At 65.4% G+C, this 11,720-nt stretch carries 9 protein-coding genes; 6 read left to right on the forward strand and 3 right to left on the reverse strand.

Annotated features, from left to right (window positions below; all coding sequences use genetic code 11):
- Positions 1-50 precede the first annotated feature (50 nt).
- The 3 genes from HWY37_RS03650 to HWY37_RS03660 form a co-directional block, all read right to left on the reverse strand.
- Positions 51-2,114 (reverse strand): putative bifunctional diguanylate cyclase/phosphodiesterase, encoded by a 2,064-nt coding sequence (locus tag HWY37_RS03650; protein ID WP_175207343.1) that lies wholly within the window; start codon positions 2,112-2,114, stop codon positions 51-53.
- A 439-nt stretch (positions 2,115-2,553) separates the two neighbouring features.
- Positions 2,554-3,525, reverse strand: coding sequence for a thymidylate synthase (locus tag HWY37_RS03655; protein WP_175207342.1), 972 nt, complete (start codon positions 3,523-3,525; stop codon positions 2,554-2,556).
- A gap of 111 nt (positions 3,526-3,636) precedes the next feature.
- Positions 3,637-4,080, reverse strand: coding sequence for an OsmC family protein (locus tag HWY37_RS03660; protein ID WP_175207341.1), 444 nt, complete (start codon positions 4,078-4,080; stop codon positions 3,637-3,639).
- A gap of 120 nt (positions 4,081-4,200) precedes the next feature.
- Between HWY37_RS03660 and coq7 the strand changes: the two genes are divergently transcribed.
- From coq7 to HWY37_RS03690, 6 genes are all read left to right on the forward strand, one after another.
- The gene (gene coq7, locus HWY37_RS03665; protein WP_175207340.1) at positions 4,201-4,878 is read left to right on the forward strand and encodes a 2-polyprenyl-3-methyl-6-methoxy-1,4-benzoquinone monooxygenase; all 678 of its coding nucleotides are present in this window, start codon (positions 4,201-4,203) and stop codon (positions 4,876-4,878) included.
- A gap of 779 nt (positions 4,879-5,657) precedes the next feature.
- On the forward strand, positions 5,658-6,764 hold the full coding sequence (locus tag HWY37_RS03670; protein ID WP_175207339.1) for an MraY family glycosyltransferase: 1,107 nt from the start codon (positions 5,658-5,660) through the stop codon (positions 6,762-6,764).
- A 104-nt stretch (positions 6,765-6,868) separates the two neighbouring features.
- Positions 6,869-8,146, forward strand: coding sequence for a Vi polysaccharide biosynthesis UDP-N-acetylglucosamine C-6 dehydrogenase TviB (gene tviB / locus HWY37_RS03675; RefSeq protein WP_175207338.1), 1,278 nt, complete (start codon positions 6,869-6,871; stop codon positions 8,144-8,146).
- A gap of 9 nt (positions 8,147-8,155) precedes the next feature.
- On the forward strand, positions 8,156-9,181 hold the full coding sequence (locus HWY37_RS03680) for an SDR family oxidoreductase (RefSeq protein WP_175207337.1): 1,026 nt from the start codon (positions 8,156-8,158) through the stop codon (positions 9,179-9,181).
- A 1-nt stretch (position 9,182) separates the two neighbouring features.
- The gene (gene murJ, locus HWY37_RS03685; RefSeq protein ID WP_175207336.1) at positions 9,183-10,532 is read left to right on the forward strand and encodes a murein biosynthesis integral membrane protein MurJ; all 1,350 of its coding nucleotides are present in this window, start codon (positions 9,183-9,185) and stop codon (positions 10,530-10,532) included.
- Positions 10,533-11,675, forward strand: a complete 1,143-nt coding sequence (locus HWY37_RS03690; RefSeq protein ID WP_175207335.1) for a glycosyltransferase family 4 protein — start codon at positions 10,533-10,535, stop codon at positions 11,673-11,675.
- Positions 11,676-11,720: the final 45 nt, after the last annotated feature.

Genomic DNA, 11,720 nt, shown 5'->3' on the forward strand with positions numbered 1-11,720 from the left:
GGATACGGCAAGCGTAGCAAATTTGCGCGGCGGCCTGCGCCGCGCGCGCTTCAATCCGTCGCGTGTTCGAGGAATTCGGTGGCGGGCATGGGTTTGCCCAGCAGGAAGCCCTGCAGGGAATCGCAGCCCAGCCCCGTCAGGAATTGCTGCTGCGCCGGCGTTTCCACGCCCTCTGCCACGATGCGCAGGTTGAGCTGCTGCGCCAGCGCGACGATGGCCGACACGATGGCGGCGTCTTCGTTGTCGTTTTCCAGCTGGTTGACGAAGCCCCGGTCGATCTTCAGTTCGGTCGCGGGCAGGCGCTTCAGGTAGAGCAGGCTGGAATAGCCGGTGCCGAAGTCGTCGATGGAAATCGTCACGCCCAGGTTCGACAGGCGCTTGAGCACCGTCAGGCTGGCCTCGGCGTCGCGCATGGCGGTGGATTCAGTCACTTCCAGGGTCAGGCAGGCCGGCGGCACGCCATGGCGTTCCAGCGCCGAACGCACCGTTTCCACCAGACTGGCGTGGGCGAACTGCAGCGCCGAAATATTGACGGCGATGGTCCAGTGGCCCTGGCCGGCATTGATCCATTCCCGCATCTGGCGGCAGGCCTCGTTGATGACCCATTCGCCGATGGACAGGATCAGGCCGGTCTTTTCCGCAGTGGGGATGAACTGGTCCGGGCCCACCAGGCCGCGCGTGGGATGGTTCCACCGCAGCAGCGCCTCGGCGCCGATGATCGGGCCGGCGGGCGCTTCGTACTTGGGCTGGTAGTGCAGGACCAGCTGGTTGCGCTCCTGCGCCAGGCGCAGGTCGTGCAGCAGTTCGATCTGTTCGTGCGCGTCGGCGTTCATGGACGGCTCGAAGAAGCTGTAGCCGGTGCCGCCCAGGCGCTTGGCGTGGTACATCGCCGCGTCGGCGTTGGTCAGCAGGGCATGGGTGTCCTGGCCGTCGTTGGGATAGATGGCGATGCCCACGCTGGAGGTCACCATCACTTCATGTCCGTAGACGGTGACCGGCTGGGCGATGGCGTCGATCAGGCGGTCGGCCACGTTGGCCGCGTCGGTGGGTTCGACCACTTCGCTGAGCACGATGAATTCGTCGCCGCCCAGGCGCGCCACGGTGTCCTGGGTGCGCAGGGTCTGGCGGATGCGCTGCGCCAGGTCGATCAGCAGGGCGTCGCCGGTGTGGTGGCCGTAGGCGTCGTTGACCGCCTTGAAACCGTCCAGGTCGAAGAACAGCACGGCGAAATAGCCCTTGCGCCGGGTCGCGCTTTCGATCGCCTGTTCCAGCCGGTCTTCCAGCAGGATGCGGTTGGGCAATTTGGTCAGCGTGTCGTGCAGCGCCAGCTGCACCAGTTCCTCATTGGCTTCGGCCAGCGAGGACGCCAGGGCCGAGGTGCGGGCCTCCAGCCGGTTGTCCAGCACGGCGACCAACAGAGCGATGGCCAGCACGCTCAGGGTGACGGCAGTGACGGCGATGGCCAGCCAGCCGGCCGAAATGCCGCTGTTGGCCGCCATGCAGATGCTGCCGGCGGGGAATCCGGCGGCGGCCATGCCGGTGTAGTGCATGCCGACAATGGCGATGCCCATGACGACGGCGGCCAGCGGCCGCGACCACGCCACGCGCGGGCCGCCGTGGCGCAGGCGGTAGGTGATCCAGAGCGCGGCGCCGGACGCGGCCACCGCGATCACGATGGACAGCGCGAACCATTTGGCGTCGTAGACGATGCCGGGCTCCATGAGCATCGCGGCCATGCCGAGGTAGTGCATCGCCGCGATGCCGGCGCCCATCAGCAGGGCGCCGATCATAAGCCTGCGGCGGGGCAGTTCGTCCTTGCTCACGGTCCAGAGCGCGAAGGCGGAGCAGCCGATGGCGATGGCCAGCGACAAAACGGTGAGAGACAGGTCGTAGCCCATGGCGATGGGCAGGCTGAAGGCCAGCATGCCGACGAAATGCATAGACCAGATGCCCAGGCCCATCGCGAAGGCGCCGCCCGCCAGCCAGTAGCGCGCACTGGGCAACCCGTTCGAGGCCCTGACGCGGTTGGCCATGCCCAACGCCGTGTACGACGCCAGGATGGCGACTCCTAGGGATACGAGGACGAGCGAAGGGTTATAAGTTCCGACGAGCATTTGTGGGGTGTCCTGTCCTTAGCGCTTACTGCCGCCGCGCGGGCTTCATATCAAATCAATTGGTAGTCTATGGTTGCAAGCCGGTCGCAAGACAAGTTCCGCGGTCGACGCTGATGATGCACGTGCTCTCTTATCGGGAAGGGGGATGCGGCTGCGCAGCGCCGGCGGACGGCGCTGCCGGGCGGATTGCCCGGTTTCGCGGCGAGCGACAGGCACGGCGCGGCAAGTGCCGGTCGGAAGCAATGACGCGCAACGCATTCTGGACGCGCGTCCATGGCTAAGGGATGGGTTATACCGAAAACGCGCTTCCAGAAGCTCACCAATCTTCACTTGCGGCCAGAGGAGCGCAGGCGGAACCGTGGCGCGGGCGGATGCCCTGGCGCCTGCCTGCCTTGTCCGTCCCGCAGGCAGTCGCCGGGACGGCCTCCCTTGCTGCCCCCTAGACGGCCATGGCCGCCGTGAGCGGGGCGTGGTGGGTATAGCCGGACAGGGAGAAATCGCCCGGTTCGACCTTTTCCAGCCATTCGGGCTCGTAGCGTCCGGTGACCGCGAAATCGGGAATGCGGTCGGATAGCACCAGCTTGGGAGCCTCGTAAGGCGTGCGCGTGAGTTGCTCGCGCAGCATGGGCAGGTGGTTTTCGTAGATATGGGCGTCGCCGATGAAATAGGTGAACCAGCGCGGCGTGTAGCCCGTCAGGCGGCCGACCAGGTGCAGCAGCGCCGCGCCCTCGGTCAGGTTGAAAGGCGTGCCCAGGCCGACATCGTTGGAACGGATGTACAGGCACAGGGATATTTCGCGGGTCGTGGCGTTCGGCAGGAACTGGTAGAGCAGGTGGCAAGGAGGCAGGGCCATTTCCTCGATCTGCGCCCAGTTCCAGCCATGGAACAGGATGCGGCGGTCGCCGGGGCGTTCGTGGATGGTGTCCAGGCACTGCCGCAACTGGTCCACAGCCTTGTACAGCAGGACCTTGGGCGCGCCGTCCTCGTCCAGCTCGGCCACCTTGGCGTAGCCGCGCGCCAGGGCGTCGGCGATCTGCGCCGGACGGCTCGCGTCCAACATCTTGTAGGCCGGCCACTGGCGCCACTGGACGCCATACACCGGGCCCAGGTCGTCAGGCCCTTCCCGGTAGGGGTTGGCCAGCCACTGGCTGTTTTCATTGGCGTTCTGGTCCCAGACCTTGCAGCCGAGGTCGCGGAATTCCGCCGCGCTGCGCGAGGCGCGCAGGAAGCCGACCATCTCGCCGATGGCGGACTTGAATGCCAGCTTTTTGGTGGTGACCGCCGGGAAGCCCTTTTGCAGGTCGAAGCGCAGCGACGCGCCCGGCATGCTCAAGGTGCGTATGCCCGTGCGGTTTTCCTGCCACGCGCCGGTGTCCAGGATGGATTGAACGAGGTCCAGGTATTGTTTCATGGCGGTCCTTGCGTACGCTCGCCCGACGGGTGACGCAGACAGGCCGCCGCGAACGGATCGCGGCGGCGCTCATAAGTTAGGGATGGATGAATTACACCACGCGGGCGCGGTTCAGGCGGCGGCCGGCGTTTCCTGCGTGTCGACGATGTCGACCGAGAAGGTCAGTTCGGCGGTTTTTTCGAGCATGGCCGAGGCCGAGCAGTACTTTTCGTGCGACAGCTGCACCGCGCGTTCCACCGCGGCGCGAGGCAGGTTGCGGCCCGTGACGGTGAAGGCGAAATGGATGCGAGTGAAAACCTTGGGGTCGGCATCGGCGCGGTCGGCCTGCAGCTTCACGCTGCAGCCGCTGACGGCGTGGCGCCCACGCTTGAGGATCAGCACCACGTCGTACGCGGTGCAGCCGCCGGTGCCGGCCAGCAGCATTTCCATCGGCCGGGGGGCGAGATTGTGTCCGCCGCCGTCCACGGCGCCGTCCATGACGGCCACGTGGCCGCTGCCCGTGCTGGCGGTGAAGAGCATGCCGTTCGGGCCGCCCCAGTCGATCGTGCATTCCATGTTGTCTTGTCCTTGAGCTTGAGCGCTGTCAATGGCTGATGATACCTGTTGCGTACAATTCCGGGCATGAGAGCCCCGCCCCGCATCAGGGGCGTGCGCCAGTCTTGCCAGGAGTTGCCCATGTCCACCGCTCTGTCCCGACCCAGCCCCGTTTCCTTCCTGCGCCGCATCAGTCCCGTGGATGCCCTGCTGGCCGAGGCGGACCGCGCGTTGCGGGTGCTGTCTGGCAACGCCACCGCGGGCCGGCCCTATCCGGCCACCGCCGAGGAGGCGCCGCAAGCCTTGTCGGCCCAGGAAAAGCGCCACGCCGCGGGCTTGATGCGGGTGAACCACGTGGGAGAGGTCTGCGCCCAGGCGTTGTACCGCGGCCAAGCCTCGGTGTGCCGCGAACCCGCGCCTCGGGCCTTGCTGCTGAACGCGGCGTCCGAGGAGGTGGACCATCTGGCCTGGTGCAATCAGCGGCTGACCGAGCTGGGCAGCCGCCCCAGCCTGCTGAACCCGGTCTGGTACGCGGGTTCGTTTGCGCTGGGCGTGCTGGCCAGCTATGCCGGGGTGCCCCGCAATCTGGGTTTCATGGCGGAAACCGAGAAGCAGGTCGAGGCGCATCTGGAAGAGCATCTGCGCACCTTGCCGGTGCAGGACGAACGTTCGCGCCAGATCGTCCAGAAGATGAAGGAAGACGAGGCGCAGCATCGCGCCAGCGCGGAAGCGGCGGGGGGCGTGCCTTTGCCTACGCCCGTGAAGGCCGCGATGCGGGCCATGTCCAAGGTCATGACGACCACCGCCTACTGGATCTGAAGCTGCCGAAAAGTAAAATATTGCAATGCACAAAAAAACGATGCAAGTTGGTGCTTGACGCACCGTTCGGGTGCAAAAAACAGAGGGGGATTACCCGATGCGAGCTAGGGTAAGCCCCGGGCGGGTTTACCCATTTGGCGGAAACCCGGTTTTTTCAGCAGGCATTGATTGGCGCGGGTTTCCAGAGGGATGGGGCGAGTTTTGCGGCAAAAATGCAACGCCAAAAAACTCTTGCGCCTCAGGCTAAAAAATTTCTTGCATCGCACAAAAAACCTAGGTACTATTCACTCATCGGATGTTGAAACGCAGTCGGCGCGGTGCAAAACCCCGGAAGCGTAGCGAGCGGAAAGCCAGCTCCCAACATGCCACGGTTGTCTCCTCCACCCTCCTCCTTTGGTGGATTTAGCCCGAGATCTTACGATCTCGGGCTTTTTTTTCGACCGCTTAAATGTGTCCCTATTTAATTGGCGAAAATGATTGGGGACCCGCCGCAGCGGTGCTAGCCCCTAGGGAGATCTTCGCGTTTTCCCTTGGATATTTCGCGTGCGCATGGGCGGAAAGTTCTACAATCGTTCCATGAAATCCGTATTTCCGCGCGTTCGCGGTTTTGCCGTTCCGGGCCCGTCAAGTCGCAGTCCCGGCTGCGGTCGGACGGCATGGCGCGGGGCGTTACGTTCTGTGCCGGTGAATTGCACTTCCTTATCCCTCCCATATATGGGCGTTACACCTGCCTCCGATAATGGCGGGCCTGTCTCGATAGACCAACCTGAGGTGATTCGGTGACCTGGCTGTACATATGCGTGGTCGCATTCATGGTGGGGGGACTCATCGTGGCGTCGGAGCGCTGGCATGGCGCCTTTACCGGCGACAGCGACCTCAACAAGCCCCAAGCCAACCATTCCCGCGCCACGCCCCGCGTCGGCGGGCTGGCCGTTCTTGCGGGCACGCTGGCTGGCCTGCTGGTGCTCGGCCCCAGCAACATGACCCTGACCTGGCTGTGGCCCGCGCTGTTCGTCGCGGCGCTGCCCGTGTTCGTGGCCGGCCTGCTCGAGGACATCACCAAGGACATCGGCGCCAGCAAGCGCCTGCTGGCCGCGTTCCTGTCCGCCGCGATCGCCTGGTGGCTGCTGGGCGGCGTCAGCCGCGTCGGCATGGCCCCGGTGGATTACGTGCTGTCCTTCTGGCCGGTGTCGTTGCTGTTCACCATGTTCGCGGTGGGCGGCTGTACTCATGCGCTGAACATCGTGGATGGCATGAACGGCCTGGCCGGCATGGTTGCGACGCTGATGGCCGTGTCGATCAGCCTGGTGGCGCTGCAAGTGGGCGACGTGCCGATTTTCCTGGTGGCGGCGGCCCTGGCTTCGGCCACGCTGGGCTTCCTGGTCTGGAACTTCCCGTTCGGGCGTGTGTTCCTGGGCGATGGCGGCGCGTACTTCCTGGGCTTCATGCTGGCTGAACTGGCGGTCCTGCTGGTGGTGCGCAACCCCTCGGTGTCGCCGTTCTATGCCTTGGCAGTGTTGTTCTACCCCGTGTTCGAAACCGGCTTTTCCATCTGGCGCCGCCGCTTCAAGCGCGGCGTGCCGGTGGATCAGCCGGATGCGCTGCACCTGCATCAGCTGGTGTTTCGCCGTCTGGTGCGGGTCACGTTCAGCCGGGGCCGGCGGCACGCCGTGCCGGCGCTGTGCAACGCGCTGGCCTCGCCCTACATGTGGGTGCTGGCTCTGATCGGCCTGGTGCCTGCCACCATCTGGTGGGACAACGCCTGGGCGCTCTGCGCCAGTCTGGTGGTGTTCGCCGGTGTCTACATCTGGCTGTACGCGCGCCTCGTGTCCTGGCGCCGGCCGGGCTGGCTGTTGCTGCCTTCCGTTTTGCGGACCTCCGATTAGTTTTGGGCGCCCCGGCGACGTCCGCCGGGGGCTCGGTAATCTACTTTTTAATTACCCGACCATATTTTGAAATGCCGTAATCGTTCTACGGTGAAGGGAGAGTTATGTTGCGAATTCAGGATGTGAAACTCGCTGTCGTCGGCCTCGGCTATGTCGGCCTGCCCCTGGCGGTGGAATTCGGCAAGAAGCGTTCGGTCATCGGTTTCGATATCAATACGCGCCGCATCGACGCGCTCAAGGCGGGGCATGACCACACGCTCGAAGTCAGCGACGAAGAACTGAAGGAAGCGACCCAGCTGAGCTACACGGCCGACCGCGCCGAGCTGGGCCAGGCCAACGTGTTCATCGTGACCGTGCCGACCCCCATCGACGAATATAAGCAGCCGGACCTGACCCCGCTGGTCAAGGCCAGCGAGACCATCGGCGCGGTGCTCAAGCGCGGCGACATCGTCATCTATGAATCCACCGTCTATCCGGGCGCCACGGAAGAAGATTGCGTGCCCGTGCTGGAGCGCGTCTCGGGCCTGAAGTTCAACGTCGATTTCTACGCGGGCTACAGCCCCGAGCGCATCAACCCGGGCGACAAGGATCACCGCGTCAGCACCATCAAGAAGGTCACCTCCGGCTCCACGCCCGAAGTGGCCGAGCTGGTGGACCAGCTGTACAAGCAGATCATCACCGCTGGCACGCACAAGGCTTCCAGCATCCGCGTGGCCGAGGCCGCCAAGGTGATCGAGAACACGCAGCGCGACGTGAACATCGCGCTGATCAACGAACTCGCCCTGATCTTCAACAAGATGGGCATCGACACCGAAGCCGTCCTGCAGGCCGCCGGCACCAAGTGGAACTTCCTGCCGTTCCGTCCGGGCCTGGTGGGCGGCCACTGCATCGGCGTGGATCCGTACTACCTGACCCACAAGGCGCAATCCATCGGCTACCACCCCGAGATCATCCTGGCGGGCCGCCGCCTGAACGACTCGATGGGCAGCTACGTGGTGTCGCAGCTGGTCAAGGCCATGACGAAGCGCCGCATCCACGTGCAGGGCGCCCGCGTGCTGGTCATGGGCCTGGCCTTCAAGGAAAACTGCCCCGATCTGCGCAACACGCGCATCGTGGACATCGTGAAGGAACTGGGCGACTACAACGTGGATGTGGATGTCTATGACCCGTGGGTCGACGCCGAGGAAGCCGTGCATGAATACGGTCTGACTCCGGTCGCGAAACCCGAGGAGGGCAAGTACGACGCCGTGATCCTGGGCGTGGCGCACAATCAGTTCAAGGCGATGGGCGCGGAAGGTATCCGCAAGCTCGGCAAGCCGCAGCACATCCTGTACGACCTGAAGTACGTGCTGTCGCCCTCCGAATCCGACCTGCGCCTGTAAGGAGAGCCCATGACTTCGCGTTTTGAAACCACCAAGAAGGAACTGGCGGCTGCGCCGCGCAAATGGCTGGTAACTGGTTGCGCTGGCTTCATCGGCTCGAACCTGCTGGAAACGCTGCTGAAGCTGGACCAGACGGTGACCGGCCTGGACAACTTCGCCACCGGCTTCCAGCACAATCTGGACGAAGTGCGCAATTCGGTCACGCCCGAGCAGTGGGCGCGTTTCACCTTCATTGAAGGCGACATCCGCGAGCTGGACGCATGCCGGCGTGGGGTGGAAGGCGTGGACTTCGTGTTGCACCAGGCCGCCCTGGGCTCGGTGCCGCGTTCGCTGAACGATCCGATCACGACCAATGGCGTGAACATCGGCGGCTTCCTGAACATGCTGGTGGCGGCGCGCGACGCGAAGGTCAAATCCTTCGTCTACGCGGCCTCCAGCTCCACCTACGGCGACCATCCGGCGTTGCCCAAGGTCGAGCAGAACATCGGCAAGCCGCTGTCGCCCTACGCGGTCACCAAGTACGTCAACGAGTTGTACGCGGACGTGTTCGCGCGCTGCTACGGATTCGAGACCGTGGGCTTGCGCTATTTCAATGTGTTCGGCAAGCGCCAGAACCCCAATGGCGCATACGCGGCCGTGATTCCGAAGTGGACCGCCGCGATGATCCAGGGCGAAGACGTCACGATCAACGGCGACGGCGAGACCAGCCGAGACTTCTGCTTCGTGGAAAACGCGATCCAAGCCAATATCCTCGGGGCCGTAGCCGCGCCGGAAGGCCGCAATCAGGTCTATAACGTGGCCGTCAGCGGCCGCAGCACCCTGAACCAGCTGTTCGGGTTCCTGGTGCAAACCCTGGGCACCGAGGGCGTGGTCTACACCAAGAAGCCGGTCTACGCCGATTTCCGCGCGGGCGACGTGCGGCACTCGCAAGCGGACGTCAGCAAGGCTGGCCGCTTGCTGGGCTACGAGCCGACGCATACCGTACTGCAAGGCCTGGAAGTGGCCATGCCCTGGTACACGCAATTCCTGCGTTGATTTGAAAGCACTCGTCAGAAAACTCGGCAGCATCCACCCGGACCATCAGCGCATCTTCAAGGGCGCCTTCCGGGTGGCGGTGTTCCTGCTGCTGGGCAAGGCCGCCGGCGCCATCAAGGAGATGGCGGTGGCGTACCGCTACGGCGTCAGCGACGCCGTGGACGCCTATCAGTTCACGATGACCATGGCCACCTGGCTGCCGGTCACCATCGTGGGCGTGCTGTCGGTGGTCCTGATCCCCGTGCTGGTGCGCCTGCGGCGCGCCGACAGCGCCGAACGACACCTGTTCATCCGCGAACTGCAAGGCTGGGTGGCTGCCGCAGGCATCGCGCTGGCGCTGCTCACCTGGTTCGCCTGGCCGCACGTGCTGGGCGCGCTGGGGCAGGGGCTGTCGGCCCGAGTGGGCGACATGACCGGCCAGCTGCTGGTGGCCTTTGCGCCGGTGTCAGCGCTGCTGCTCATCGCCGGCATCAGCGCCGCGCGGCTGCGGGCGCAGGAAAGACACGTCAATACCCTGCTGGACAGCGTGCCCGCCGTGGCCACGCTGGCCTGGGTCATGCTGGCCGTCAGCGCCGACGGCGTCGGGCCGCTGCTGTGGGGCACGCTGGTGGGCTACGCCATCCAGACTGTTTGGCTGGCCTGGCTGGCGGCGCGCGCCGACGGCGGTTTCTGGGGGGCGCCCAAGCTGTCGCTGAAGTCGCCGCACTGGCCCGAACTGCTGAGCGCCGCCGGCGTGATGCTGATCGGCCAGGTCGCCATGAGCTTTGTCGGCCCGCTGGACCAGTACGCCGCCGCCAATCTGGGCGCGAATGCCAACGCCACGCTGGGCTACGCCAGCCGACTGCTGTCCCTGCTGCTGGGCATAGGCGCGGTGTCGGTGGGACGCGCGGCGCTGCCCGTGCTGGCCGATGTGCAGGCGCGCGGCGATACCGCGCGCGCACGCGGCATGGCCCTGAAATGGTCGGTGCTGATGGTGGCCGCGGGCGCCGCCGCCGTCGCCGTGGGCTGGGTATTGGCGCCCTGGGGCGTGTCGGTGCTGTTCCAGCGGGGCGCCTTCACGGCCGAGAATACCGAGGCCGTCGCGCACGTGTTGCGCTGGGGGCTGCTGCAGCTGCCGTTCTATTTCGGCGTGCTGATCCTGGTGCAATTGCTGGCCAGCCAGAACCGCTATCGCGTGATGGCTGCCATCGCGGTCGCCAATTTCGCGTTGAAGGCGGCGTTGAACACCGTACTCGCGCCCCGGATGGGCGCGGCTGGCATCATGCTGGCGACCAGCCTCATGTACCTGCTGTCCTTCGCATGCTATCTGGTGGTTGCGTTGCGCAAGGCCAAACCCAAAGAGGCCGATTGAATGTCCGTGACCGATGTTGGCCCGGCGCCGCGAATCCTGTTGTTCATCCATTCGCTGCACGGCGGCGGGGCCGAGCGGGTGACCGCCGATCTGAGCGCGCACTGGGCTGGCATGGGCCGCGAGGTCATGGTGGTGACCCAGGAAGGTGCGGACGGCGATGTCTATGCGCTGGATCCGAAAGTGCGCCGCGAAGTGCTGCACACTGCGGGCGAAGGCGGTGGCCTGCGTGGAATCTGGAGCAATGTGCAGCGCGTGCGAGCGCTGCGCCGCGTGATCAAGTCGTTCCGTCCGGACATCGTGCTGGGCATGATGACGACGGCGTCCGTGCTTTCCGTCCTGGCCGCCGCAGGCCTGCCCTGCAAGGTGATCGCGACCGAGCACGCGCATCCGCCGTCGCAGACCCTGTCGGGCTTCTGGCGGCGCTTGCGGCGGCTGACCTATCCGCGTGCGGCTAGCGTGGTCGCGCTGACCCGAGGTACCGCCGACTGGCTGTCCATGCATGTGCCGGGCAGCCGGCTGACCATTATTCCCAATGCGGTTCGCTATCCCCTGCCGCGCGCCGAGCCGGTCCTTGCGCCTGCGTCGAACGACGGCCGCAAGCGTTTGCTGGCGGTGGGGCGCCTGCATCCCGACAAGGGGTTCGACCTGCTGATCCAGGCCTATGCGCGGCTGGCGGCATCGCATCCTGACTGGGATCTGGTTATCCTGGGCGAGGGCGGCGAGCGGGCCGCGCTGCAAGAGCAGGTGCGCGAGGCTGGTCTGGAGCCGCGCATCTTCATGCCAGGGCGCGTCGGCAATGTCGGCGACTGGTATGACAGCGCCGACCTGTACGTGCTGAGCTCGCGCTTTGAAGGGCTGTCCAATACCTTGCAGGAATCCATGGCGAGCGGACTCGCCGCGGTATCGTTCGATTGCGATACCGGACCGCGCGAAATTGTGCGCGACGGTGTGGATGGCGTGCTTGTGCGGCCCAATGGCGACGTGCAGGCGCTGAGCCTGGCGCTGGACGCCGTCATGAGCAATGACGCGGAACGCCAGCGCATGGCGCAGGCGGCGACCGACGTGCGCGACCGCTTTTCGGCCGCGCGCGTGCTGCAGCAATGGCAAGAACTTTTTGACGGCGTGCGCGCCACGGGCCGCTGAGCCTGCGCGTCACGCCGTTGCTACGGTGACAACGAGAACTTCATC

The sequence above is a fragment of the Achromobacter anxifer genome (genome assembly GCF_903652925.1).
Taxonomy (GTDB): domain Bacteria; phylum Pseudomonadota; class Gammaproteobacteria; order Burkholderiales; family Burkholderiaceae_B; genus Achromobacter; species Achromobacter anxifer.

Coding starts and splice junctions, on each gene's coding strand:
- HWY37_RS03650 (WP_175207343.1), bottom strand. CDS start 2,114: ATGCTCGTCGGAACTTATAACCCTTCGCTCGTCCTCGTATCCCTAGGA.
- HWY37_RS03655 (WP_175207342.1), bottom strand. CDS start 3,525: ATGAAACAATACCTGGACCTCGTTCAATCCATCCTGGACACCGGCGCG.
- HWY37_RS03660 (WP_175207341.1), bottom strand. CDS start 4,080: ATGGAATGCACGATCGACTGGGGCGGCCCGAACGGCATGCTCTTCACC.
- coq7 (WP_175207340.1), top strand. CDS start 4,201: ATGTCCACCGCTCTGTCCCGACCCAGCCCCGTTTCCTTCCTGCGCCGC.
- tviB (WP_175207338.1), top strand. CDS start 6,869: ATGTTGCGAATTCAGGATGTGAAACTCGCTGTCGTCGGCCTCGGCTAT.
- HWY37_RS03680 (WP_175207337.1), top strand. CDS start 8,156: ATGACTTCGCGTTTTGAAACCACCAAGAAGGAACTGGCGGCTGCGCCG.
- HWY37_RS03690 (WP_175207335.1), top strand. CDS start 10,533: ATGTCCGTGACCGATGTTGGCCCGGCGCCGCGAATCCTGTTGTTCATC.